14 protein-coding genes are annotated in these 26,728 nt (G+C 45.3%); 1 reads left to right on the top strand and 13 read right to left on the bottom strand.

Going from position 1 to position 26,728, the window contains the following annotated elements; translation table 11 throughout:
• Positions 1–50 precede the first annotated feature (50 nt).
• Complete coding sequence (locus tag VRU48_RS05100; RefSeq protein ID WP_330106843.1) at positions 51–1,505, top strand: aminotransferase-like domain-containing protein; 1,455 nt, start codon at positions 51–53, stop codon at positions 1,503–1,505.
• Positions 1,506–1,621: 116 nt separating this feature from the next.
• Here the strand turns inward: VRU48_RS05100 and uxuA are convergent, their stop codons facing one another.
• The 13 genes from uxuA to VRU48_RS05165 form a co-directional block, all read right to left on the bottom strand.
• The gene (gene uxuA / locus VRU48_RS05105) at positions 1,622–2,797 is read right to left on the bottom strand and encodes a mannonate dehydratase (RefSeq protein WP_330106844.1); all 1,176 of its coding nucleotides are present in this window, start codon (positions 2,795–2,797) and stop codon (positions 1,622–1,624) included.
• A gap of 233 nt (positions 2,798–3,030) precedes the next feature.
• Positions 3,031–5,253, bottom strand: coding sequence for a beta-glucosidase BglX (bglX, locus tag VRU48_RS05110; protein ID WP_330106845.1), 2,223 nt, complete (start codon positions 5,251–5,253; stop codon positions 3,031–3,033).
• An 88-nt stretch (positions 5,254–5,341) separates the two neighbouring features.
• Positions 5,342–6,523 carry a glycoside hydrolase family 88 protein gene (locus VRU48_RS05115; RefSeq protein ID WP_330106846.1) on the bottom strand — a complete coding sequence of 394 codons (1,182 nt, stop codon included), beginning with the start codon at positions 6,521–6,523 and terminating at the stop codon, positions 5,342–5,344.
• A gap of 3 nt (positions 6,524–6,526) precedes the next feature.
• Positions 6,527–8,098 carry a hypothetical protein gene (locus VRU48_RS05120; RefSeq protein WP_330106847.1) on the bottom strand — a complete coding sequence of 524 codons (1,572 nt, stop codon included), beginning with the start codon at positions 8,096–8,098 and terminating at the stop codon, positions 6,527–6,529.
• A gap of 1 nt (position 8,099) precedes the next feature.
• Positions 8,100–9,266 (bottom strand): alginate lyase family protein, encoded by a 1,167-nt coding sequence (locus VRU48_RS05125; protein WP_330106848.1) that lies wholly within the window; start codon positions 9,264–9,266, stop codon positions 8,100–8,102.
• Complete coding sequence (locus VRU48_RS05130) at positions 9,266–11,731, bottom strand: glycoside hydrolase family 2 TIM barrel-domain containing protein (RefSeq protein ID WP_330106849.1); 2,466 nt, start codon at positions 11,729–11,731, stop codon at positions 9,266–9,268. Before VRU48_RS05130 ends, VRU48_RS05125 begins: the two co-directional genes overlap by 1 nt.
• Before the next feature lie 2 nt (positions 11,732–11,733).
• A complete protein-coding gene (locus VRU48_RS05135) occupies positions 11,734–12,867 on the bottom strand; it encodes a glycoside hydrolase family 18 protein (protein WP_330106850.1) in 1,134 nt (377 codons plus the stop codon).
• An 11-nt stretch (positions 12,868–12,878) separates the two neighbouring features.
• A complete protein-coding gene (locus VRU48_RS05140) occupies positions 12,879–14,054 on the bottom strand; it encodes a DUF5009 domain-containing protein (RefSeq protein WP_330106851.1) in 1,176 nt (391 codons plus the stop codon).
• A gap of 47 nt (positions 14,055–14,101) precedes the next feature.
• Entirely contained in the window at positions 14,102–16,831 is a 2,730-nt protein-coding gene (locus tag VRU48_RS05145) for a glycoside hydrolase family 2 TIM barrel-domain containing protein (protein WP_330106852.1), read from the bottom strand.
• Between the two features lie 60 nt (positions 16,832–16,891).
• Positions 16,892–18,697: a RagB/SusD family nutrient uptake outer membrane protein gene (locus VRU48_RS05150; RefSeq protein ID WP_330106853.1), complete on the bottom strand. Its 1,806-nt coding sequence runs from the start codon at positions 18,695–18,697 to the stop codon at positions 16,892–16,894.
• Between the two features lie 5 nt (positions 18,698–18,702).
• Positions 18,703–21,756, bottom strand: coding sequence for a SusC/RagA family TonB-linked outer membrane protein (locus VRU48_RS05155; protein ID WP_330106854.1), 3,054 nt, complete (start codon positions 21,754–21,756; stop codon positions 18,703–18,705).
• A 15-nt stretch (positions 21,757–21,771) separates the two neighbouring features.
• Entirely contained in the window at positions 21,772–23,478 is a 1,707-nt protein-coding gene (locus VRU48_RS05160; protein ID WP_330106855.1) for a RagB/SusD family nutrient uptake outer membrane protein, read from the bottom strand.
• Between the two features lie 10 nt (positions 23,479–23,488).
• Positions 23,489–26,521 (bottom strand): SusC/RagA family TonB-linked outer membrane protein, encoded by a 3,033-nt coding sequence (locus VRU48_RS05165; RefSeq protein WP_330106856.1) that lies wholly within the window; start codon positions 26,519–26,521, stop codon positions 23,489–23,491.
• Between the last annotated feature and the right edge of the window lie 207 nt (positions 26,522–26,728).

The following is a 26,728-nucleotide window of genomic DNA, read 5'->3' on the forward strand; positions in this document are numbered from 1 at the left end:
CACAAAAACAGATGCAGATTTTATATTTTTGAGCATAACAGATTTCCGACATGAATACGGCAACCACAACAACCACCGATTTCCTTTACCAGCAACTGGCCGGCAAAATAGCGCAGAACATCTTGGATGGCGTTCTCAAAACCGGCGATAAACTACCTTCGGTACGCACTTTGAGCAAAGACCACGGCATTAGCTTGAGTACGGCATTTAAAACCTATGTAGAGCTTGAAAATAAAGGATTGATCGAAGCCAGGCCCAAATCGGGTTATTATGTTCGTTTTACTGATCGTAAAGGAAGATTTATCAGTGCGGCGCCTCAAAGCGAAAAAGAACCTTTCGACGTTAATGTAGACGAAATGTTGGCCATGGTGTACGGCAGTATCAATAAAACAGGCATTTCGCAACTGTCGATGGCCGCCCCGGCCCTTTCTTTATTGCCCGAAAGCAAACTGAACAAAACCATGGCCGAAGCCATCCGCGAAAATGCTTACAGTTGTATCAATTATGAAGACATTCAAGGTAATTTGCGATTACGCCAACAGGTAGCCAAAAATGCGCTGACCTGGGGTGGTACGCTTACTGCCGACGAAATTATAAGCACGCAGGGCTGTATGGAGGCCCTTGTTTTTTGCCTTAAGGCTGTAGCCGAACCCGGCGATACGATTGCCATTGAAAGCCCAACCTATTTTGGCATTTTCAACGTGATGAAAAGCCAAGGACTTAAGGTGCTCGAAATCCCTACCGATCCGCAAACGGGAATCAGCATCGAGTATTTGGCCCAGGCCATTGAAAAAGTAAACATCAAAGCCTGTTTGTTTACGCCCAACTTTACCAATCCTTTGGGCTGTGTAATGCCTGACGAGCGCAAAAAACAATTGGTAGTTCTACTAGCCGATAAAGAGATCCCCTTGATTGAAGACGATATTTATGGCGACTTGTTTTTTGGTAAATCCAGGCCCAGAACCTGCAAAAGCTACGACGAAAAAGGCCTGGTACTGTTATGTTCGTCGGTTTCTAAATCGCTGGCACCGGGCTATCGTGTGGGCTGGTGCATTCCCGGCAAGTTTAAAGACAAGGTACTCAATATCAAATTGATGCACACCATATCGTCGGCTACGCCTACACAGGCTGCTATAGGCTTGTTTTTTGAAACCGGCAGATTCGACTTGCACATGCGCAAGCTGCGAAAAGCCCTGCATACCCAATGTTTGCGCTACCTGCAAGCCATATTCGATTATTTTCCAGAAGAAGTAAAGGTAAACCAACCAGCTGGCGGTTATGTGCTTTGGATTGAACTGCCCAAGGCCATAAATGCTTTCGAAATTTTCAGGACTGCCCTCAAACAGCAGATTGGCATCTATCCAGGGCAGGTATTTAGTACGGATGGACGTTTTACCAATTACATCCGCATTAGCTTTGGCCATCCGTTTAGTGCGCAAATTGAACGGTCTATACAGGTTTTAGGCGAATTGATTCGGGCTAGCCAAGAGGTTGAAGGTCGATAGTCCATGGTTGATGGTTTAGAATCAAAAATCCAGCTATCGAATCGACTCTGGACTTCCGACTATAGACTATTGACCATGGACTATGGACTATGGACTATGGACTATGAACTTTTCATCTAATAGTTACCCGTAATCCCCATTTCGAGGCCACGCAGTTCGGCCAAGCCACGCAAACGGCCAATGGCCGAATAACCCGGATTGGTTACTTTGTTCAAATCATCGAGCATTTGGTGCCCATGATCTGGTCTAAATGGCATAGGCTGGTCTCTTTTGGCATTTTCTGCAGCAACCGCTTTCATGACTTCGTACATGTTAACGTCGCCACCCAAATGATCAGCTTCATAAAAATTGCCTTCTTCATCTTTGGTTACGTTGCGCAAGTGCAAGAAATACACACGTTCTTTCACGGCTTCAAAAATATCGACCAATTGGTTATCCACACCTGCGCCCAGCGAACCCGTGCAATAGCAGATGCCGTTAAAAGGCTGGTCAACACTTCTCAAAATGCTGGTCAGGTCTTCTTTGGTGCTCGCAATGCGTGGCAATCCCAAAATCGGGTACGGCGGATCATCGGGGTGGATGGTCATTTTAATTCCAGTTTCGGTACAAGTAGTGGCAATACCTTCTAAAAACCAAGTTAAATTGGCCTTTAAACCATCCCTTCCAATGTTTTGATATTCATCGATACTGGCTCGCAGGGTTTCCAATTCGATTTCCTTTTCGTTCGGAATACCCATTAATACATTGATGCGCAGTTCGGTTAATTCGGCTTCGCTTAGGCTTTCTAACCGGACTTTGGCTTTTGTGAGGATATTGGCCGGATAATCTGCTTCGGCATTTGGACGCTTTAAAATATAAATATCAAATACCGCTAAATCGGTCCAGTTGAAATACAAAGCTTTTGAACCATCAACCATTTCGAGGTCCAGCTGCGTACGGGTCCAATCCAGTACCGGCATAAAGTTGTAGCACACGGTTTTGATGCCACAGGCGGCCAGGTTTCTTAACGAAGTATTGTAGTTTTCGAGATATTTTTCTGCTCCCGGTCTGCGGGTTTTGATAGCTTCGTGAACGGGAACGCTCTCTACCACGGCCCAATGCAAGCCAGCTGCTTCTATGATGGCTTTTCTTTCCTTAATGTCTTCCAATGGCCAAACTTCGCCATGCGGAATATGGTGCAAGGCGGTAACAATGCCTGTTGCACCAGCCTGTTTCACATCTTGCAAGCTTACCGGATCGTTAGGTCCGTACCAGCGCCAAGTTTGTAGTAATTTATGTTTGTTTGTACTCATCTGTTTAAATGTATAATCAATAATACTGAATTAAAAAATCGACCAATAACGATTGGCCGAAAATAGTTACGGAAACGTTAGCGTAAACCAACACGGTTCATTGGTTCATTAGTTCATTGGTTCATTGGTTCATTACACTTGCAAAGTTTAAAAAACTTCGCAAGTGTGTTCATCTTCTCCAAACTGTTCTAACCAACCAAAATCAATCTCTTAAGCATCTCAGGTAGTAAAATCTATTTCAGCTCGAAATTATTTTCCAACTTAATCCCATCAGACGAACCGCCAATCATTACCTTAAAATCGCCGGGCTCAGTAACCCAGCCCTGTTTTTCTTTGAAGAATGCCAGTTTCTCTGGAGTTAAGGTAAAAGTCAACTGCTTGCTTTCGCCTGGGTTCAGTTTCACTTTAACGAAATCTTTCAATTCCTTAACCGGACGCGCTAAAGAAGCAAACTTATCTTGGATGTATAACTGAGCCACTTCTTCGCCAGCTACTTTACCACTGTTGGTTAAAGTAAAGGTTAACTGTAAAGTTTCTCCTTTTTGGATGGCCGATTTCGACAGTTTTAAATCGCTATAGGCAAAAGTAGTATAGCTCAAGCCATAGCCAAATGCAAATCGCGGATCGTTTGGCGAATCGATATAAGCCGATTTGTATCGGATATCGCTTGCTTTGGTCACCGGACGTCCCGTATTCAAATGGTTGTAAAAAATCGGGATTTGGCCTACGTTTCTCGGAAAGCTGATTGGCAATTTGCCCGATGGATTGAAATCGCCCACCAATACATCGGCAATGGCGTTGCCTCCCTGATCGCCCAAAAACCAGGCATAAACCACGGCATCGGCTTTATCGGCTATGCTGTTAAAAATCAAGGGACGGCCAGCCATCAATACCACAATTACAGGTTTGCCCGTGGCTTTTACTGCGTTGAACAACTCTTCCTGACGGCCAGGCAAACCAATATCGGTACGCGATTTGGATTCGCCACTCATATCTCCCGCTTCACCCAAAACCATCACCACTACATCGGCGTTTTTAGCTGTATTTACTGCCGCATCGAAACCTGCCGTACTGGTTTGATCGATCGATGTTCCTTCGGCATAAGTAAATTTGGCATTGCCCAATTTGCTTTTTAGGCCTTCGTAAACACTCACGATGTTATTGGTATCGGCATAAACCGTCCAACTACCGGCCTGGTCTTTTTTGGCATGTACCAAGGGCCCTATCAAAGCCACGTTTTTTACATTTTTTTGCAAAGGCAAGGTGTTAGCCACGTTTTTCAGCAACACGATCGATTTTTGTGCAGCCATTCTAGCTACGTCTTTGTATTTGGGATCGTTCATGACCCTGGCTTCACGCTTTTCGTCAGAAAATTTGTAAGGATTATCAAACAGACCCAATTCGAACTTTTTGTACAAAATCCTTCTCACGGCATCGTCAACAAATTTGATGTCTACTTTGCCACTTTTTACCAACTTCTCCAGTTCTTTTTTGTAGGCTTCGCTCTCCATATCCATATCGCTACCGGCAATGATGGCTTTTTCGGCCGCCTCGCTTAGGTTTTTGGCAAATCCCCAAGGCAGCATTTCCCTAATCGAGCCCCAATCGCTTACCACAAAGCCTTTATAGCCCCATTGGCCTTTTAAAATATCGCGTTGCAAATAGGCGTTTCCTGTGGCAGGCACACCGTTTAGGGTATTAAATGAGTTCATGAAAGTGGCTACTTTGGCATCGGCAGCCGCTTTAAACGGGGGCAGGTAAACCTCATTCAGCATTTGTTCGCTCATGTCGACCGGGTTGTAATCCCTGCCGGCCATTCCAGCGCCGTAGGCTGCAAAATGTTTGGCACAGGCCATAATGGCATCTACTGCACCTAGTTTCTCTCCCTGAAAGCCCAAAACACGCGCCCTGGCAATGGCAGCACCCAAATAGGTATCTTCGCCGGCACCTTCCATTACCCGGCCCCAACGCGGATCGCGGGCAATATCAACCATCGGGGCAAAAGTCCAGTGAATGCCCGAGGCCGCCGCTTCTTCGGCTGCCACATGGGCCGTAGCCCTAATGGCATCCATATCCCATGAAGCCGATTCGGCCAAAGGGATAGGAAATACGGTTTTGTAGCCATGGATCACATCCAGACTAAACAGCAAGGGGATTTTTAAGCGCGACTGCAAAGCGACAGCCTGGATTTCACGCGTGTCTTTTACGCCTTTTACATTGAGCATAGAGCCTACCATGCCATTCTTGATATCGTTGAGCAGGTAGGTTTTCCGATCGCTCGATGGGCCGGTTACCTCCCTGCCCGAATATTGGTTCAGCTGACCTACCTTTTCGGTTAAAGTCATCAATTTCATCAAGGAATCGACCCTTTGATCGATCGTTTTGCGCTGCTGCGCATGGGTTAACGGCAAAAGCCCGAAAATAAACAGAACAGAAAGGCTAGAAAATTTATTCATTTGTATAGTGATTTAAGCAAAACTGGATAAGTTTTAGGGTTTAGAATTGAGTATACCACTACAAGTCTCTTATTTTATCAAAAACTTATTACTTGTATTGATAGCCTTTGCTTCTTAATAAAGCTTCCAGATAATAATAGTCGGCATAATTAATCGGCACATCGATTTCGCTTTTTGCAGGCAAATGGCCGGTGCTGTGCTCCAGGATAAATCCATAATTTTTGCCGATTGGCGCACGATAGCTATTGGTTAAACTGGTCAGGATCTTATCAGCCAATTCCTTGTACTTATCGGCTTTGCTGTAATTGGCCAGCTCGTAAAATGCCGAAGCCGTAATGGCCGCCGCCGAAGCATCTCTAGGCGCATTTGGAATATTCGGTGCATTGTAATCCCAATACGGCACCAAATCCTTATTTTGGGTTGGGTTGTTCAGGATAAACTTCGCAATAGCCTCCGCTTGTTTCAAATAAGCCGGATTTTTGGTGTAGCGGTAACACAAGGTATAGCCATACAAGCCCCAAGCCTGTCCCCTGGCCCATGCCGATTCGTTGCTGTAGCCCTGTGCCGTGAGTTTGTTGCGTACGTTGCCGGTTAAGGTATCGTAATCAATCACATGCCAAGAGCTGAAATCGGGGCGGAAATGGTTTTTTAGGGTGGTATTGGCATGCGAAACGGCAATTTTATAAAACGACGAATCGCCGGTAAGCTTGGTCGCTTCAAACAAAAGCTCCAAATTCATCATGTTATCGATAATTACAGGATATTTCCATTTATCGCCGTTGTGGTCCCACGATTTGATGACACCAGCCTTGGCATTGAAGCGCGTAGAAAGCGACTTAGCCGCTTGGATAATCACCTCGCGATAAGCCGGATCGCCGGTTAAGCGATAACCATTGCCAAAGGGACAATAAACCATAAAGCCCAAATCGTGCGTCCCTTTGTTAAACTGCTCTTTTTTGATATCCTCAGTATATTTTTTAGCCAGTTCGAGCCATTTTTTGTCTTTGGTGTATTGATAGAAATACCACAGCTCTGCCGGAAAAAAGCCACTGGTCCAATCTCTCGAAACCACCATTTTAAATTGTCCGTTTTCTACGGTTCGTGGCGAAACTTGCGCAGGCTTTATTTTTCTGGCCGAATCTACGCTCTTGATCAGTACATCAGTTTGCTTGGCTGCATCGGCAAAAGCTTTGGCTATGTTCACTTTCTGGGCCTGCACTACTCCACAAACTGGAATCAACAAGGCGAATAGACTAGTTTTCAACTTCATAATTTATCGTTTTTTATTTTCCTCTACTTGTTTTATATATAATGAAGCAGGTTGCAACCCTGCCCCGCTTTGGCCATCCCATGCACTTGCCGGCCGGCCTTTTAACCTGCCCTCATAAGGCTTGGCCGTTAAACCGATGACATAGTTTTTGCCACTTACATAAGGATCCTGAATGGCTGCTTTGGAGGCTTTACAGTTCCAAAATACCTGGTTTACGCCTGCCCAGCCATGGCCGGTACCCCAATTGCCTCGATCTTGACTATTGATTTCGCCATCGCTCACCACATTGTCGTACAAAGTGCCCATGGCCCAACGGTGGTGCGGACCAATATCGGCCTTGGCTTGTTCTGAAACACAATGATAAAATACGTTAGGCCCGCAAACCTTGGCTCCGGTAACGTAATCGTGCCTACCTTCTGAAGCGTAGCAATTCATAAACAGGTTCAATTGACCATCGTTATTGAAAGAATACCTTCTACCTCCTTCTATTTTCGATTTTGGTGTAAAGCATTTGCTGTCTTTTACGGTAATTTGCTTGCTATCGCCACCCAGATTTACACATGAGTAGCCGAAATAATGACTTGATACCCCGCTTACCCAACTGTTTTCTATTTTATTGAAAGAAATGGCATCCCAGCCGTGGTCTTCATCCGTATCATTGGCAAACTCAGATGCCAGCAACAAATTCTCTATCCCTACCTCGGCAATGCGACCTGCAAAAGTGTATTTATAGATTTCTCCACCGCCATATTGTTCTTCCATAGCCATGACAATGGGATTATCGATAAAAATGGTATTGCCTTTGATGGCTGTGATTTTACGTTCGAAATTGAAGTTATAATCGCTAGGCTTCCATTGGATGGTATTGGCTTGGGCCTCGATTTGGTCCATTTTTAAATCCGAGATCCATTTTTGGGTGCCTGGACGGTAGACCATAATCGCATCGCCCACCTTCAAGCTCGATGCATTGGCTACCTGAAAGCTTTTGGCCCCTAAAGGCACGTATTTATCGGCAATCTTCACCCTCGAATTAGGAATTTCTACCGCTTTTCCTGTTCCAGAGGCGATAATAGTTTTTCGTTGTCCTTTGCCAGTGGCCACAAGCTTGGTTTCTTCTCCTTCGCCACGCAAAACAATGCCACCCACCGAAATGCGGAGGCTTCCCGGAATTTTGTATTCGCCTTTTTGCAATAGAATTGCCCCGCGGATGCCCCTTGCATCGGCAGGTTTTTTGGCCAATTCGTCAATCGCATCCTGAATGCGTTGCTGGTCGTTATCGCCAGTTGGCGAAAGTGTGGCAACCACAGCCACCTTAGGGATGGCTATTTCGTTTTGATGGTAGCCCACCCTGCTGAAATCGGGAATGATGTCGCCCTGTTCGTCTGGAATATATTGGAGTTTGCCATCCTTTATTTTAACATATTTAGATTGCCAAGCTTGTTGGGCTGAGGCACTGAAAGTCAAAAAAAGCAGACCTAAACCGAACCAAACTTTTCTGCCATGGATTAAAAATCCAAGGTTAGATAGGGTCGAGATGGCACATCCCGACCAGCGGGTTTCTTTAAATAACTTCATTTTATAACCAAATTAAAGGATGCCTAATGGGTAAGTTCCTGATTACTTCTTCTACGCTTGGTTTTAAATCCAAGTTTTTCCAAGTATTGAACCAAGCCTGGTTTTTGTACTGATTGGCGCCAAAAACCAAGAACGGTTGTGCCACCGGCCAGTTTTCCCAAAACATAATATCGGGTTTTAAGGTCCATTTGCTTTTATCGGCTACGAAAGGATAAAGAAATTCGATTCCTTTTTTGATCGATTTGCCATCGGCAGTTTCAAATTCCCAAAGGTTGTCTTTTGGGGTCGACAAGATTTGGCAAACCATTACCATGGCATCTAAATTAAAGATCGAATAGCCATAGGCCTTGGTGCGTTCCAGTTCTAAGGGAAAGCTGCCATTAACTGCCATTTGGTTGGGCAACAATACCATTTTATAGCTGGTACGCAACGAATCGAGCATGGCTTGGTTGTTGCACAGTTTGGCAAATGAAGCCACTTGCATGGCCCAACAAGTACTATGGTTGTTTTTCGAATTTTTCTCGGCCATGCCGTTTTTGCTGGTATTGAGCCAAAGGATATAATCGGCGAACCATTTTTTAATGGCGGTTGTCGTAACGGCATCGAATGCTTTGGCTTTTTCTAGCACCAACATGCCTTGAGCCACCTCCATTAAGTGAATGGTATCGATAATGCCCCAGCTGCGTCCGGTAGAAGAACCTTTTACCGCCTGTGCAAACAACAAATTCGGGTTCATTAGCGTTTCCTGATCTACAAGCCAAGCCTTGAGGTGTTTTAAAGCCTGTTGTGCATATTTTTCGTCGCCGGTAATTTTATAGGCCGATGCCAAAGCACCAATGATCGTGCTGAAGCGGATCATGGCCTTGCGGTGCGCTACAAAATTATTCGGATTGGTTTCGCCATCGCGGTTAATGTAGGGTCCATCAGGATTTTTCGGATTTGGCCAGAAATAATCGGCTTCCGAAAAGAAATCGTGCTTGCCACCCGCACTTCTTGACGAGCTTTCAGCAGTTACGGTTACGGGTTGCTGCTGCATGGCCCAAGCTGCTTCTTTCAGTACTTGCGCTTTTAGCACAGCGGTTACTTGTTGGGCAATGGACGTTTTTTGGGCAAACGTGTTCATGGCCATCGCCACCAACACAACAAACAATAGGAATGATTTTCTCATTAGTTTAAGTTTAAAAATACGGTTGGCATGCCTTTCGATTGTACGCTTACCACGCTTTTGCCTTTATTGGTTTTTACTTTAATCAGTGCCCGGCCATTGTACAATTGTACTTTAGATGAACCGGTAGAAGTACCTTGATCCTTAATCAGTTCTCCATCACCAACCAACCCAAAAGCCACCAAGTTTACGGCATCGAGGCACAATACTTTTTGCGCATCGAAAAGTTTTACTTCCAAAGTAGCTATGCCATCTTTTTCATCGATTTTTTCTAACGTCATTTGCGCAGGCTTGCCCCATTTATCGGTTTGGTACTCTTGTACAATTTCGTCGCTTACCGTTATCTTGCCTTTTTTGGCTACCACTTTAAAGGTGTATTTGCCTTTGCCCATCGGCACCTGCCAACGCAAGCCAGCGGCTGGAAAATCCTGACTGTTTCTTTTCTTTACGCCAAAACTCTTGCCGTTTACAAAAAGTTCGGCTTCGTCGCAATTCGAGTAAACCTTCACCATTTTCTCCTCACCTTCGGCGCCCCAACGGATAGGCCAGGTATGGCCATAAATGTGAACCATTGGTGTAGTTGTCCAGTACGATTGAAAAATATAAAAGGCTTCTTTTTTTGTAAAATCGCGTTCAATTACACCTTTTTGGTTTACGTAAGGTACTGGATTTTCAGGTCTGATTGGCGTAGAAAAGTCCTTAAACGGCCAATAAGCCGTACCACTGAGCCAAGGCATGGTTTCCTGCTCCTTCAAATGCCAGTCGATGAGATTGGCGATGTAACTTTCGCTCCAATCGCCGTCTTTGCTTACCCGCGCTGCGCCACCATATAAAGAGGCATCACCTGCACGCTCGTCGGCACCACCGCCTTTTTTGATTTTGCTCAGGGCATTATCCGGATTTTCCGAATGCCTTCGGGCATGGCTGTCACCACCCCACTCTACGTGCAAAAAGCGGTCTGATTTGTTGAATTCGTCTAACGAAACCTGTTTATACTCGGTATAATCGCCACGGTACCAACCGGCCCAAATAGATGGCGAATACACATCTACAATATCGCGACAGAAATCGCAACGGCGGATGGCGGTATTGCGAGAAGGATCCAATTTATGCGACAAATCGTTCAATTCCTTCATGAAAGTCCTGATTTTTTGCTGGTCGAATTCGGTAAAATCGCCTGGCCAATCGTTTTCGTTGCCCAAGCCCCAAATGATAACCGATGGGTGGTTGTAATGCTGTTCAATCATGTTCGTCAACATCCTTTTAGCCTGTTCCTGATAAACCGGGCCACCCAATCCACCACGGCACCAAGGAATTTCTTCCCAAACCAAAATGCCCAGGCTGTCGCACAAATCGAGTACGATGCGCGATTGCTGGTAATGCCCCAAACGGATGAAGTTGACCCCCATTTCTTTCATCAGCTTCATTTCGGTCACGATCATCTCCTCGGTCATGGCGGCCGCTACGCCCGCATGGTCTTCGTGCCGATGGGTACCGCGCAACAACAAGCGCTTGCCATTGAGCATAAAAGGCCCTTTTTTCACAAACTCGAAATTCCTGAAGCCTACTTTTTCGGTCATTACCGAGGTTTCGCCGTTGGCTGTGATGCTCAGTTTTACTTCGTACTGCTGTGGAGCGTCTGGCGACCATAATTTTGGCGATTTGAGGGAAGTTTCCCATAACAATTCGTCGCCTTGAAATGTTGGCAAAGCCTTGTTCCAATCGGCCACTACTTTGCCATTCGGATCGGTTACGCTGATTTTAAACGTAGCCTCTTTTACCGCATCAGGATTGAACAATCTTGCTTTGATGCTCAATTTGCCCAAAGCGCCTTTGGCATCAACAGTAGCATGCGCAAACAGTTTATCGGCGCTGAGTTGTGGCGTATAAACGAGGTTGAGGTAGCGATAAAGGCCACCATACACGTTAAAATCAGACAGACTGGAAGGAATCATTTCCAAATCGCGCGAATTGTCGCAACGGATAATTACGGGCACCTTGCCCTTAAACTGCCCTTTAAACAAAGGCGATTGCTTGAATTTTTCTACCGCATCGGTAATATCAGCCGTCCACTCATCATAGCCACCCACATGTTCGGCCACTTTGGTAGTATAAATGTAGACTTGTGTTTTCTGTCCAGCGCCTTCAAAATGCAATAAAGTCCTGCCTTTGGTATAAGGATTGGCCACCTCGATATTGGTGCGGTACCAACCCGGACCTTGGTAGTAGTTTACATCAGGATCGACGGCATCGGTAGCATTGAAACAGTGTGGCAAGCTTACTTTTTGCCAATAAGGCATTTCTTCGGGATTGCCCGCCTTTACTGGCCGTACGGCTTCCCAAACGCCCCCCAAATCTTCTTTTACAAATTCCCAATTATTGATAAGGCGCTTGGAAGTCTGCGCCTGCAACAACAAACTTATTCCCAAGAGGTTAATTAAGAGTAAGGCAGCTGATTTTTTGAACATATTTAGTTGAAACTTTTGGTAATCTGATCTAATAGGTAGTTTTTGCGGTCTGCGTTGTATTCCCAAAACATTACGCCTCCCAATTTATTTTTGAGTACGTACTCGCATTTGTTGGCCACCGACCATTCGTTATCGTAGGTGATGTACTGTTTGGTTTCGGCATTGAACAGATAAGGCGCTTTGGCATCTTCGTCTTTATACTCCACAAAGCCTTTTTTGTTGATGAGGCTGTCTTTCATATAGGTATAGCCCCTACCATAGCTGTTGCCCGAGCCTAAAACGGTATCGCCCAGGCCTTTTTGTGCCGTTGGGCTCAACTTGAAGTTACGGCCATAAAAGGCAATACCCATCACGATTTTGGAAGCCGGCACCCCAGCCTCCATGTAGGCTTTGATGGCTTTATCGGCCGAATTTTCTGCGGGCGAGGTTTTCGAATCGTACAGATTGGTATGGTGGCCTGCCCGTTTCCACGAGTAATAATCGTAGGTCATGAGGTTGATGTAATCCAGGTATTTAGCGGCTTTGCCCATTTCTGTATTGTTCAGAAACGATGGAAAGCCACCGGTAGCCGTGGTTAAGAGCTTCTTTTTGCCAGTTTCTTTTTCCAATACATCCAATTCTTTTCTAATCGCCTCAAACATCAAGGTAAAGTTCTGTTTGTCTTCCGGCCGGTACACATTGCCTTCTTCGCCTGGCATGCCCGGGTATTCCCAATCAATGTCTACCCCATCCAATTTGTACTTGCGGATGATATCGACAGCGCTTGCGGCAAAGCCTTTGCGGAGCGAATCGGTCAATACGGCATCAGAAAAATTCTCGCTCCACGACCAGCCCCCAATCGAAATCAGGATTTTAAGTTCGGGATTTTTCAGCTTCAGCGTGTTCAAGCGATTAAAATTGGAGGTATCGGTTTTGAGGTTCTGCAAAAATGCCTTGTTGTCTTTTACATTGACAAAGGCATAATTGATGTGCGTCAATTTTTCGGCCGCAATCTGGTTCGGATCTACCAAGCCATTGAAACCGGTTACATAGCCAACGACCACTGGCTTTTGTTTCTTTGTTGGAGATTTCATGGCGATAAATAGCACCACGCCTATCAAGAGGAAAAAAATCTGGTTAATTCTGTTGTTGATCATGGCTACCATGGTTAAATTTTTAAACGAATACCTTTCTTTTCTAAAAAGGCGACGATACGGATGACTAAAAATGCGACAAAAAACGACCTGATCATGCCACCTGTTCCATAATTAAAATAGTGAGGGTAATTTAAATCGAGAAGGCTGAACAAGGCATAAAGCAGGTACGGAATCAAATAACAGGTTAAGGTACTGGTTCCGGCCGGCTTAATAAAGCTGAACCAATTCTTTTTGTCCTTTACATCGACCACCAAAATAAGCAGTTCGAACATAAGCCAGGTGATGCCCATGCAACTAAATACCCAAGCCGGAGTCGAATAAATTTTGGAAATGCCGCCTGCGTAAGGCCTGATGATAAAGCCAAAGGCAATGCAGGCAGTTCCGGCCAAGGCAAAAAGCCACCAGAGCGTATCGCTTTTTTTACGGTTGACCAGCCATGAATAGAGCGTTGAGGCCAAAGCGCCACCCAGCATCAATGTAATGGAAGAAGCATCGCCAATCATCCACAAATCGGCATGCAACAGGTTCATGTGGCTGGTTATATTGATGAGCGCAAAGGCCATAAATACCGGCAATAACACCCATAATTTGCCCCGAGTAATTACATAAGCCATGGCCGCGAACAGGTAAGCCCAGCCAATAATCCCCAAAATGCCCCACCATGAAGGTTCCATGCCTCTCGGATGTTCATTGCTGCCACCTTTGTACAGATAGGCCATAACTGCTACCACAACGATACCGAATGCCATGAGGCCATATTTCCAGCCTTTGGCCAATTTAGCCGGATAATCGAGCCAGATGAGAAAGAAACCAATAGTGAGGATAATCATGTAAACCGGGTAGCTTAACAGCGCTACATGACCGTTATAGTTTTCCATGTTCACGTGAAAAAAGCCCATCACAATTAAAGCCAGCGCCCTAAGCATAATATGAAAAAGAATAGCGACATACGAATCGCCTTTTTTGAGGCGTGCTTTGATGGCAAAGGGTAGCGAAAGACCTACGATAAACAGAAAGGCCGGAAAAATGAGGTCTGAAAAACCCATGCCATCGTAATCGGCGGCGGTGTGCTCAATCCATTTCGGAATACGGTCTACCCCTGCCACATCGTTCACAAAAATCATCAGGAACATGGTAATGGCCCTTAAAACATCGATAGAGAGTATACGTTGTGGCAATTGTTTCATGTTCGGTTATTTTTGCATGGCCCAAAAGATGGCATTATCCTTAAAAATCAATCAATTCTTTTTACCTGCAAGGCGTTAAGCACAGGTTTTCCTTTTACGCTTTTAAAGGTTAGCCGTATGCCCTTGTCGTCGGCTACCATACATTCGAATTTCTTTTGAACGCTGTTGGCTATGCCATAGGTCGAGGCTAGATTCAGGTTCTTGATAATTAGCTTATCGTTTAAATACACATCGAAAATACGTTGTTCGGGCACTTCCTTGTTGGCCGATTTGCTGGCTTCAATCAGACTGTCTAGATTGTAAGGCAATACCGATTGGATGCCATTGCCCATCAGTTCGGCAAAATGCAGCACCACTTCGTACTTCCCTTTGGGCACATCCAGCTGATAGCCGTCTAAACCCACCAATTGGGTTTGGTAAACCGGATCGTTAAAGGTACCACGGATATTTTTGTCGCTGCCATAGGCTTGGCGACCGCTATTCTTGATTTTAAAAGGCTCTCCACCAATACTGCCCCACGAGCCCGGTTTATAGGCTTGGCTTGGCAACCAGATTTCTTTTTGCTGGAAATCGATAAACTGGCGTTGGCTACCCAAGCAGATATTGATGGCTTTAAAAGCCAAATGCTGCTGTGCAAAAACATCGGGTTGCAACACAAAACGGATGGAAGTTCTGTCTTCCAATTTTTTGCCCTGATACATGGCTACAGCCCTGATTTCGTTAATGCCGTTTTTAAAGGGCACTTCCCAATTGCTCAACCTGTCTTTAACGGCCTGGGTGCCCAAGCTTTTGCCATTTACAAAAAGTGTTACGCTGTCGGTATTGCTGATGACCTGCAAAAGCTGTGTCAAGGTGCTGCTGTTGGCAGGTGCAACGCCGCCTCTGATGGTCCACGAGCCATCGCCTATTTTAAGGAAAGGCTGTTGGTTAAAATGTGCCTTGTACAGGTAATATGTGTTTTTGGGTTGTCTAGCTAAGGTCAGCAAGCCTTTATTGTTAACGTGCGGCATGGTTTCGTCGCGGGTTTCCGAGTTGAAATCGGACAGGTTCCACGCGGCTGCACCAGCCACAAAAGACCTGCTCATGATCGCGCCGATATAGATTTGATGATACAGCATGCCATATTCCAAGCTCTTGTCGAACCTGATTGGGGTAAAAGCATGGATGCGCGGGTCTACATCGGCACCATATTCGGTAATGATGATAGGCTTATCGGGTATTTGCTGGTGGATTTTATCCAGGTTCGGCCCGAAATCCTCCGATTTGCCTCCGTACCAGCCTTGGTACAGGTTCCAGCCCACAATCATCGGGATCTTCACCAATCCAGCTTTGGTATAGCCATTTACGTCGCCGTGGTTAGACATCATGGTGTAGCGTGTAGGATCGGTTGCCCGTGTAAGGTCTTCTAATTGCTGAGCCAAAGTGGCGATATTTTCAAGGTATTGCTGTTTTCTTGGCTGATCGTTGTTGAATTTCATGCGCAACAAAACTTCGTTCATGTAAGCCCAAATAATGATGCTGGGGTGATTGTAGTTCTGTTTGATCATTTCTACCTGCATATTTTTACAATTGCGGGTAAAGGCTTCGGTTTCGGTAATTTCATTGACGATCGGGATCTCGACCGAAGTTAAAATTCCCAAACGATCGCAGGCATCGAGCACGGCTTGGTCTTGCGGATAATGGGCAACGCGCAGGAAATTGCCTCCCATGCTTTTGAGCAGTTCTACATCTTTAACCTGCAAGCTCGATGGTACGGCATTGCCCATCCCTGCAAAATCCTGGTGGCGACTGGCGCCTATTAATTTAACGGCTTTCCCGTTGAGCGAGAAACCCGTGTTGGCATCAAAACTAAAAAATCGGAGGCCTACGTTGGTCGTTACCTCGTCTATCGTCTGACCGGTTTTGGCATCTACAATGCTGGTCATGGCTTTGTAGAGGTATGGTTTTTCTGGCGACCACAAATTGGGGTTTTTCACCGAAATGGCAGGCAAAGCAAAGGAAAGGTCTTGTTTGGCATTGGCGACTACGGTAGTTTGCGTAACTGCGATTTTCTTTCCGTTGGCATCGAGCAAAGTACTTACCAGGTTTAATTTCTTTTGAACGGCGGTGGCATTACTGAGGTTGCCATTAATGATGACCTCGGCACCGCTGGCCGATACCTTGTTGGCATGTATATAAACGCCTTTTGTAGCGTATTGATCGTCCTGAAAATGTACGGCATCGGCAACTAAAAGCGACACCTTACGGTACAAACCACCAAAAAAGGTAAAATCGGCGGTTAAAGGGGCAATGCTTTCGTTGTAGGCATTATCTACCTTTACGGCAATTTCGTCGGTACCATTAAATTTGAGGTTGGTTAAAGGAACCGTAAAAGCAGTATAGCCGCCTATATGGCTACCTATTTTTTTGCCGTTGAGGTAAACGGCGGTTTCTTGATTGGCGCCTTCAAAATAAAGGGCCAACTTTTTGTTTTTCCATTCGGGTTTGAAGCTCAGTTTTTTCTTATACCAACCTATACCACGATAATAGCCCGGTTCATCGTCCATTACATCAAAGGCATTCCAGGTATGGGGCACGTTTACGGTTGCCCATTTCAGGTTGCCCCAATTGCCCGCTGTGGCTTGTCGGCCAGGATCTTTGGCGAACGACCAATTGGCATTAAGGTTAATGTATTGTCTGGTTTCTTTTTTGCTGGATTGGGCTTGGGCAAAAACAGTAAAGCAACTAGCTAGGAGGAGTACTAAACAGTAAATTCTCGAACGGGTAGATTGACGCATTATCGCAAATAAATATAAAAAGCGTTCTGGCCTACTGCTAAGCCAGAACGCTTATGGGTATTAATAACCTGGGTTTTGTATCAGAGCCGGAACCCTGTTTAATTCAGTTTGATCTAGCGGAAAGAAATAGTTGGCTTCTTTAAAAACGCGAAGCGGATTGTTGGTAATCGGCACCTTTGCATAGGTATAGGTAGAACCTGTTTTGGTAATCTGCATACCCATCATGGTGAAATTGAATTTATCCATAGCCAATTTCCAACGGCGTACATCGAAGAAACGCATGCCTTCGTAGGCCAACTCTACCTGACGTTCGTTTTGGATCACTTCGCGCATTTCGGCTTGGCTCATGCTGGCTTTAAGACCATACAAACCATCGGTTCCAGCCAAAATTCCCGCTCTTTTTCTCAACAGCTTCAACTGGTCGTAAGCCGGGGTAATGTTGCCCGCTTCGTTGCTGGCTTCGGCATAGTTCAGCATCACTTCGGCGTAACGGATCAAACCCCAAACGCGTTGCAGGGTTGGGCCGCCGTTATTGGCCGTACCATCGTCCATCATTTTGCGCCAGTAATAGCCTGTGGCATAAGTTAAGCCGGCTTCGCCCGATTTGGTAGACCAGCCATCTTGGGTATTGATGTAGGTGCTTACCGGTTGCTTGTTGCCTGTGGCGTTATTGAACCACAGCATTTGGTTCCAGATTACGGTATAGCCCAAACGCGGATCGCGGTTGACATAAGGGTTGGCGGCATCGTAGCCGGTTGGATTAGTTGGCGATTTGATATCGGTGGTAATCGGTTTGCCATTGATGGTTCCAAAAGCATCCACCAAATTCTGCGATGGCATGGCCTGTGGTGTGGTTACGCCTCTCGATACCGGCAACAAAGCGCCCTCTAAGGTTTTTGAACCGGCAGCCATACCATTGAGCAAGAATTCAGGGTTTTTACGCATGGTAAACACCTTGCCAAAGCCCAAGCCTGGGGTCGAGTTGTCTTCATAAAGCCCATAGCCTCCGGCAGTTGCCGCATCTAGAGCTTCTTTGGCCGCTGTAGCTGCCTTCACCCAACGATTGGCATCGTAAGCGGCATAGCCTACCACTTTTCTTTGGGCTTCGTTCTTGCCAATATTGCCTCCGTTAAACAAAGGGCTGGCTGCAAACAATAAAACCCTCGATTTTAAGGCCTTGCAAGAAATACTGGTAATCCTGCCATAGTTTTGGGCATTGTAATTGGCCGGCAAATCGTTGGTAATGGCATCGAGTTCGGAAACGATGTAATTCACGCATTCTTCGTAAGAATTACGCGGATTGTCAACAATATCATTTGGTCCAAACAGCCTATCGCCAATAAGCGCCACGCCTCCAAAATGCTTGATCAAAATGGAGTAGTACCAAGCTCTTAAAAAGCGTGCTTCGGCCTTGGTCTGCTTTTTCATGGCTGCCGAAAAAGGCGATTTGTCTACATTCGACAAGAAAATATTGACCCTTCTGATGTTGGCATAAGGCTTATTGTAAGCCACGATGTAAGGGTTTTGGTTGGTTCCGCTCGAAACCACCGAAGCCAAACTGCCACTGTAAATGACCACGAAAGGCTGGGTTACACCAAATAAACGGTGGTTGCCCTCATCGCAGGCTTCTGCGGTACCTGCGGTAATGCTACTGCCATTTGGCGAATTGTAATACCTCGAACTGAAATCGAAGAAGATATCAGAATAGATACCAAACAAGAAGTTGCTGGTTTTGGCACTATCCGCAAAAGTGGTTTCTTCGTTCAGGTCGCTATTCAGCTGCGGATCGAGAATACTTGTTTTTTTGCATGAATAGATCATGGTTCCTACCACGACCATCAATACGCCTATAATTATCTTTTTCATATTCATTAAAATGAAACTTGTAGTCCTAAATTGTATACTTTGGTTTGCGGGTAAAAACCGGCACCATCGGTTCCAGAAGTGTTCTCTGGATCGGTGTTGTAGATGTTTTTCTCTTTAAGCGACCAGGTAAACAGGTTGTAGCCGTTTACATAGACCCTTGCACCTTGCAAGCCGATTTTACTCATCCAGGTTTTAGGGAACGAATACCCAAACTCGGCGGTTTTGATCCTTAAGTAATCGCTGGCTTTGAACCAGTAATCAGACGGATTGGCTGCAGGATCGTTCAGGTTGGTACCAGCCAAGCTCAAACGTGGGAAGCTCGGATTGACGCTGTTTTCCGGTGTCCATGCCTGTTCGTGAATTTCCCTAAAGTTGTTCAGTCCCGGTCTGATGGCCTCGGCCGCCGATCTTCTGGCAAAATTCAAGGCGCTTTGTGCAGTTACCGTAAAGCTGAAGTTTTTATAGCTGAAGCCCAAGGTTAAACCCATAATGGTATTAGGCAGGTTTGGATATTTTAACACAATCCTATCGTCAACATTTACAATGCCATCACCATTGGTGTCTTGGTATTTCAAGTCGCCGGCTCTGGTGGTGCCCACGGTTGGTTTAGGTACAGATGGATCGTCAATCTCGGCCTGGGTATAGTAGCCCAAGAAATGATAGCCCAAAATACTGCCCATGGGCTTGCCGGTTAAAGCCTGATAATCGTAAGCTGGCTTTGGTTCGTCCATAAACAAGATTTTGTTCTTGGCCACCGAAATATTGCCACTGATGTTGAATTCCAACTTGTTGATGCGACCCAAATAGGTTATCTGTGCCTCCAAACCTCTATTGCTTACCCTGTTGATATTGGAAGGTGGCAAGTTGGAAATACCAGAAATGTTAGACAGCGTTCTTGAAGTGAGGATATCATAGCGATAGCGATCGAACCAATCGGCCACGATTTTCAACTTGCCTTTGAACATGTTGATATCGACCCCGATATTGGCCTGCTCCTCTTTTTCCCAAGTTGGATATTGGGCCAAAGCACCTTCCCTAATCCCGGTTATGCCGGTATGATTTTCGCCAATCGAATAGCTTCCGTCGTTTACGTAAGTTGGAATATACGAATAAGCGAAGTTGCCGATGTCGTCGTTTCCGGTTCTACCAAACGAACCTCTGATTTTAAACAAATCGATGAATTTGATATTGTTTTTGAAGAAAGGTTCTTCAGCTACGTTCCAGCCCAACGATACTGCCGGGAAGAAAGCATATTGCCTATCGGAGATAAACGAACTAGAGCCGTTGTAGCCCGCGTTAAATTCGATGAGATAACGCATTTTGTAATCGTAGCCCGCCCTGAAGGTAAAGCCCTTAAAGCCTCTTGGCTCTTCGGCATTGCTGACGTTGTTTTGCTGATTGTACAAGGCAAGCGCATAAGCATGGTGGCTGCCGAAGGTACGGTCGTAGTTCAATGAACCCTGCCAGTTTAAGCGTTTGTAGCTCGCATTGTTCGAATAAGCCAAGGTTGGCAGTCCAATTCTGTAAAAGTTGGTGTTGTAAATGGTATAGGCTCCGTTTGCAGGATTATAGTTGTAAGAAGGAAAATCGTTGGCTGTACCCCTGGTCAGGTTTCTGCTGAAGCCATAAGTGCCGTTAAAACCCACTACACCTTTGGCCGATAAGCCTTTGGTTACAAAATCAAGCTTCTGGGTAGCCCTGAAATTTGCGGTAATATCATTGGTAAACTGCCTGTTGTAACCATAATAAGTTAAACGACCCACTACGTTGTTGTTGGTATAGCTACTGTTGATGCCATAAGAACCATCTGGATTGTAAATGGCATAAGCATAGGGTGGCAACTGGTTGGCATCGCTCAACTCGAAAAAGATATTGTTACGCGTATTTCTACCACCGTTTGTCGGGCTGTTTCTTTCGTTAAAAGTACCCGAAAGGTCTAAGCTCAAAGTAGTGGTTTTAGTCGGTTGCAAATCCAAATTCGACCTGAAATTGTAGCGCTTGTAGTAATAGTTGCTGTTCATGCCCGATGGACCCGAAAAGTCTTTAATCAAGCCGTTTTGATACAGATAGCCGGCCGACAAATAATACTTGGCCTTTTCTATACCGCCTTGGATGTTGATGTTGTTTCTCGACTGTACACTGTATTTCCTCAACAATTCGTCGGTCCAGTTTACATTGGGGTGGCCATAAGGATCCTGACCGTTTTGAAACAAATCCAAATCAGTTTGGGTGTATCTGGCTGGCTGTCCGTCGTTGGTCAAAGCTTGGTTCACCAATAAGGCCGAACGGTACGAATCCAAATACTCTGGCATATACGTCGGCGTTTGGATACTGTTTTCGGTTCTTACCGTAATTTGTGCCTTGCCCTCTTTGCCGCGTTTGGTGGTAATAACCACTACCCCATTGGCCCCTTTGATACCGTAAACGGCCGTAGTTGCGGCATCTTTTAAGATGGTAAAGGTTTCGATCTGATCGGGGTCGATTTCGGAAATGCTGCCGTAGTATTCCAAATCGTCTACAATAATCAGGGGTGCACCGTTACCGTTGGTGGTACTTAAACCACGGATCAACAAAGCGGCGCCATCGCTTCCCGGCTGACCAGAACGTTGTTGTGTAGTGATGCCCGGTACACGGCCAATCAGGGTGTTTTGTAAACTGGCCGATGGCGTTTGCCTGATGTCATCCCCAGAAATTGAACTGGTTGAACCGGTATTGGTAATTTTCTTTTGGGTACCAAAAGCCACTACCACTACTTCTTCCAAGCCCTTGGCATCGGTAGCCAGGGTAACCGTAATATTGCTTTGGGTACCTACGGCTACTTCTTTGGTTAAATAGCCTACGTATTTGAAAACCAGAATTTTGCTGGCCGTTTTTAAATTGAGTTTAAATTTTCCGTTTTCGTCGGTCTGCGTGCCGTTAGAAGGCAGGTCTTTCTCGTAAACGGACACCCCAATCAGGGTTTCTACATTATCCTTTACCGTACCGGTAACGGCTTGCTGCTGGGCCCAAGAAAAGCCACAGAGCAAGAGTAAGTATATCGTTAATAAATATCTTTTCATTTTAAATGGAATTAATTACCAACCCGTATTCTGAATTAGGTTCGTGTTTTTGGTGAGCTCGCTGTAAGGAATTGGATAGAAATACATCTTCGGATTAGCAAAAGTGATCTTGCCTACCACTGCTTTCTGATAAGTTAAAGCCGAAGTTGCCGGATCTCTTGTGATGATCATTCCATTTAAATTTGTATTCAATGCTGTTTCGGCAATTTTCCATCTTCTCAAATCCCAAAAACGTTGTTCTTCAAAAGCCATTTCAATACGGCGCTCATTACGGATGGCTTCACGCATTTCGGCTTGGGTCATGCCCGAACTCTTTAAGCCATACAAATAGCCTGGTGTAGTGCCCGCGGTAATTCCGGCTCTTTTTCTGATATCCTGCAATACTTTGTATACACTGGCATCAGGCGAGGCCAGGTATTCATTTTGCGCTTCGGCATAATTCAGCATCACCTCGGCATAGCGGAAAATAGGGAAATTGTGAGGCTGGGCATTGTAAAGCGTGGCCGTAGCGAAATTGCCCAAATGCTTACGTAAATAGTAACTGGTTTTGGTTTGGGTGGTATTTTTGTTCGGTTTGTCTAAACCGCCTTCGTAAGTCTGCAAAGGCCTGCTTAACCAAGCCACGCCATTGTACAGCACGGTGCTGGCCAGGCGCGGATCGCGGTTGACATAAGGGTTAGCGGCATCATAGCCTGTAGCATTGGTTGGCGATTTGACATCAGTTGCAATTGGCAAACCTTTAATGGTGCCAAAAGCATCAACCAAATCCTGCGTTGGACTAGTACGGCCATTGGCACTGGCCAAGGCATAGCCTATTGGGCCATTGTTGGTTTCTAAATCGCTGCTGTTGTTTCTTAAATAGCCTAAAATAACTTCATCGTTTTTCCTAACAATAAATACGTTGTTGTAGGTAGCCTCAAGTTTGAACTTTGCAGGAGTAATCAGGTCTAAAGCGGCTTGTGCGGCTTTGTTCCAACGCTCGTTGTCAAAAGAGGCATAGCCTTGATACAATTTTTGCTCGGCAGAGCCACCAATATTGCCACCATTGTACAAAGGACTGGCGGCATAGAGCAAGGTTCTGGCCTTAAGTGCCAATACCACACCATTCGAGATACGGCCATAATCGCCGGCTGCCAATGGATCTGGCCTTACCGCATTTTTAATGGCATCGCATTCTGAAACGATGTAGTTGATACAGGCTTCGAATGAGTTGCGTTTAAAGTTCTCTGGCGTTTCTGCATCTAATACCACATCGCCTACCAAAGGTACGCCACCATAACGCTTCACCAGTTCGAAATAGAACATGGCGCGTAAAAAGCGAGCTTCGGCTTTCCAGAAAGGAATTTTTGCCGGTACGGGAACCACATCGATGTTGGCCAAGAAAATATTCACTTTCCTGATACCCGCATAGTTTTTGGCCCAAGCATCGTCTGGATTGGTCAATGCACTTAGCGATGAGGTGGTAAAGCGCTCGATACTGCCCCCTATTTGCGATGGCATGGCATCGTCTGTTGCGGCATCCAATAAGTCGCCGCCAATTCGGTTATAGCCATTAGGCAAGATGGAATAGATATTGTTTAAGAACTGCTCGGCATAAAATCCGTTTTTATCGGTCGGATCGAAAGCATAATTTTCGGTAATCCTTTCCAGCGGTCCGTCTTCTATTTTGCTGCAACCCACCAATGAAATTACGGTTAAGGCTGCGATCAATAATTTCTTCATGTTCATAAGTTTAGAATTTAACACTGATACCTGCCACCAACATCTTCTGGATCGGATAGCTGTTGAAATAATCTTCTGGATCGAGGTTTTTTAAACCAGTGATGGTAAACAAATTGGTTCCGTTTACGAATAATCTTGCACCCGACATTTTCGCTTTTTTCACCAGCGAAACCGGGAAGTTATAGCCAATCTCTACACTTTTTAGACGTAAGAAATCGCCGTTGCGCAACCAATACGAAGAATTGAGCTCATTGTTTGGATTGGTGCCCACGCTTAACCTTGGATAAGTTGCGGTGGCCGCAGTAGCTGGAGTCCAACGATCTAAATTATGTTCGTAAGCTTGACCTCTTGTACCCTGAAATGCCCAATATGAATTTCCCCTTAAGAAAATATCGTTGTTGGCCACGCCTTGCAACAAGGCCGAGAAATCGAAACCTTTCCAGCTGGCACCCAGGTTTAAGCCAAAATTTAAGGCGGCTTTTCCCCTGCCAATCGCTACCTGGTCGTTTTCGTCGATTACATGATCGCCGTTTTGGTCAACATACTTGATATCGCCTGGTACAATAGCCAAATTAGCCGGTTTTGCACTGCTGTTGATTTCGGCTGTCGACTGGAACAAACCGCTGGCTACGTAGCCAAAAGATTGGCCAACTGGCAATCCGGTACGCACCTGATAGGCATATTGACGGGTTGGCTCGTCTTGGTAAAGCACCTTGCTTTTTACCGTAGAGAACATCGGCGAAACAAAATAGTTGAACTCGCCTACTTTGTCTTTAAAGGTTAGCTGCAATTCTACGCCCGAATAACGTTGCTTGCCCATATTGCGTTGGCCATAAGGCGCACCCGTAATGGAGGTATTGTGACCAATTACCTGCAACAAATCATAAAATTCGTTGTTATAATAGTCTGCAGTCAAGCTTAAACGATTGCCAAATACCGAAGCATCCAAGCCCGCATTAAACTTCCTTGCTTTTTCGAAGGTTAAATTAAGGTTGGCCAAAGTTCCTTGTTCTATACCTGAAACCGTACCGCCTGTATTTTGTCCGAAGTTATAGCCTGTACCGCTGTTGTAAAACTGTTTGTAGCTGTAGTAATCGTTGGCATTGAAGTTGCCCGTACGGCCAAAACTGGTTCTCAATTTTAAACTGTTGATCCATTTTTGGTCTTTCATAAAGTCTTCATTGCTCATTACCCAACCTAAGCCAATAGCTGGGAAAAGGCCATAACCATTGCCTGAAGGATATCTTTCTTTAACACCGTTGTAGGCAAAAGCTATTTCGGCCAGGTATTTTTCGTCGTAGTTATAAGCTGCCTTTCCCGAAACGCCATTCACGTTATAGCCCAGATCGGCACCGGCCATACGATAATCGTTACTGGCCAACAATAAGGCGTTGAGGTTGTGCTTACCAAAGCTTTTGGTGTAGCCAAACTCGCCCTGCAAATAAAATACACGGTTCTGGGTATTGGTGGTCAAGTTGTTAGACTGTTGACCAGGTGTACCATATTGGGTATAAATAACATTGCCCAATACATCGGTACTTTGCTGAAAGGTTACCAAAGGCTTGCTTCTAATCGTGGTTTGATCCAAATAGGTGTTAATGGCACCGGTAGCCTTGAAGTAAAGACCTGGTGTTAATTTTTGCAAATCGGCTTTAACACCTAAATCAACCCTGAAATCTCTGGTATAGCCTACTTGATAGCCCGAACGCAGGCTTTGGCCATACACGTTATTCTGCTGAAAATCCTGACTGGCGCCCAAGGTTCCGTTCGAGTTGAATACCGGATAGGCATTGGCAGGTGTCTGGATAATGCTGTTCCACAAAGCGCCTGTGCCTACGCCAGGTTCGTTACCGGTTTGCAAGCGCCCGAACAAATTCAGGTTCGTGGTAATGTATTTGCTCAGGTCTAACTGCACATTTGAGCGAAAAACATAACGCTTGTAATCTGAATTGGTACCGTTGATATTTTCACTCGACTGCTTAAACAAACCTTGCTGATCTAAATAATCCAAGCTTACAAAATACTTGGCAGCCTGCTTACCACCCGAAATATCGACGTTGTACCTGCTATATGGGGTTTCGTTTCTCAAGATCTGGTCTTGCCAATTAACGTTGGGGTGATAAATTGGGTCGGTGCCATCGCTATAAGCATTCAAATCGGCTTGTGTATAGGCCAAAGGCTTGCCATCGTTGGCTAGGGCCTCGTTAAATAAGGTAGCGTAATTAAAGGCATCCAAAGTTCTTGGCAATTGCGTTGGCTTTGAAATACCATACATAGCTTTAAAACCGATGCGCTGAGGGCCTTCCGAACCTTTCTTGGTGGTGATCAGCACTACCCCATTCGAGCCCCTGATTCCCATCATCGCCGTGGCCAAAGCATCCTTCAAAATGGTAACGGATTCGATTTGTTCTGGATTGATCGAGGTAAAAGACTGCGGAATGCCATCTAAAATCACCAATGGCGTTTGGCCTCTCAGGTTAAGGGAAACCCCATCGTTTCCTGGTTCGCCGGTCGACTGATAGGTCGTTAAACCAGCCAATCGGCCTGTAAACGTACCGTTAATGGGCGATGAAATGGTTTTGGTCAAATCGCTGGTACGCAACTCGGCAACCGCTTCTACATTGGTGGCTTTCTTTTGCTTGGTATAAAGCACATTAAAGCTGTCTGATGGCGAATTGTCTGTGGCCATTTTCAGGTTGAGCTGCTTTTGCCCAGTAAATGCAATTTCTTGGGTAACAAAACCGGCAACGCTAAAAACCAGGATATCTCCTTTATCGGCGTTGATCAGGTACCTGCCATCAAGATCGCTAAACACCGTGGTATTGGGCTTGCCCTTCAGGCGAACCGCTACATCAACCAAGGGTTTGTCGGCCAAATCGGTCACGCGACCGCTCACTTCATCACTTCGTTTGCCTACGGTTAAATGTTTGTTGGTGGTTATGCGATGCAAGGCATTTGCAAAAGCATTGGTTTGCAACAAAAAACACCAGAGCAGTGTTATTGAAATTTGTTGCAAAATTCTTTTGAGTAGAATTTTCCTCATACAGTTATAATTTGGTTGGTTGGTTAATTAGCCAGAATAATTTTCTGTGCCGTAAATATAGATTAATATAGTTTAAACTTGCAAACAAATAAAAACCATAATTAATTGATATATAATAAGTTATGTAAATTTTGATACGCTTTAAGCGCAAGCTTAATATCCTGTAACTAACTGAATAGCTGTAGTTTAAAATAAATGTAAAAAATT

The sequence above is a fragment of the Pedobacter albus genome (assembly GCF_036324255.1).
Classification (GTDB): domain Bacteria; phylum Bacteroidota; class Bacteroidia; order Sphingobacteriales; family Sphingobacteriaceae; genus Pedobacter; species Pedobacter albus.

Bases quoted from the DNA above. Each gene is read 5' to 3' on its own strand.
- VRU48_RS05100 (WP_330106843.1), top strand. From the start codon at position 51: ATGAATACGGCAACCACAACAACCACCGATTTCCTTTACCAGCAACTG.
- uxuA (WP_330106844.1), bottom strand. From the start codon at position 2,797: ATGAGTACAAACAAACATAAATTACTACAAACTTGGCGCTGGTACGGA.
- bglX (WP_330106845.1), bottom strand. From the start codon at position 5,253: ATGAATAAATTTTCTAGCCTTTCTGTTCTGTTTATTTTCGGGCTTTTG.
- VRU48_RS05115 (WP_330106846.1), bottom strand. From the start codon at position 6,523: ATGAAGTTGAAAACTAGTCTATTCGCCTTGTTGATTCCAGTTTGTGGA.
- VRU48_RS05120 (WP_330106847.1), bottom strand. From the start codon at position 8,098: ATGAAGTTATTTAAAGAAACCCGCTGGTCGGGATGTGCCATCTCGACC.
- VRU48_RS05125 (WP_330106848.1), bottom strand. From the start codon at position 9,266: ATGAGAAAATCATTCCTATTGTTTGTTGTGTTGGTGGCGATGGCCATG.
- VRU48_RS05130 (WP_330106849.1), bottom strand. From the start codon at position 11,731: ATGTTCAAAAAATCAGCTGCCTTACTCTTAATTAACCTCTTGGGAATA.
- VRU48_RS05135 (WP_330106850.1), bottom strand. From the start codon at position 12,867: ATGATCAACAACAGAATTAACCAGATTTTTTTCCTCTTGATAGGCGTG.
- VRU48_RS05140 (WP_330106851.1), bottom strand. From the start codon at position 14,054: ATGAAACAATTGCCACAACGTATACTCTCTATCGATGTTTTAAGGGCC.
- VRU48_RS05145 (WP_330106852.1), bottom strand. From the start codon at position 16,831: ATGCGTCAATCTACCCGTTCGAGAATTTACTGTTTAGTACTCCTCCTA.
- VRU48_RS05150 (WP_330106853.1), bottom strand. From the start codon at position 18,697: ATGAAAAAGATAATTATAGGCGTATTGATGGTCGTGGTAGGAACCATG.
- VRU48_RS05155 (WP_330106854.1), bottom strand. From the start codon at position 21,756: ATGAAAAGATATTTATTAACGATATACTTACTCTTGCTCTGTGGCTTT.
- VRU48_RS05160 (WP_330106855.1), bottom strand. From the start codon at position 23,478: ATGAAGAAATTATTGATCGCAGCCTTAACCGTAATTTCATTGGTGGGT.
- VRU48_RS05165 (WP_330106856.1), bottom strand. From the start codon at position 26,521: ATGAGGAAAATTCTACTCAAAAGAATTTTGCAACAAATTTCAATAACA.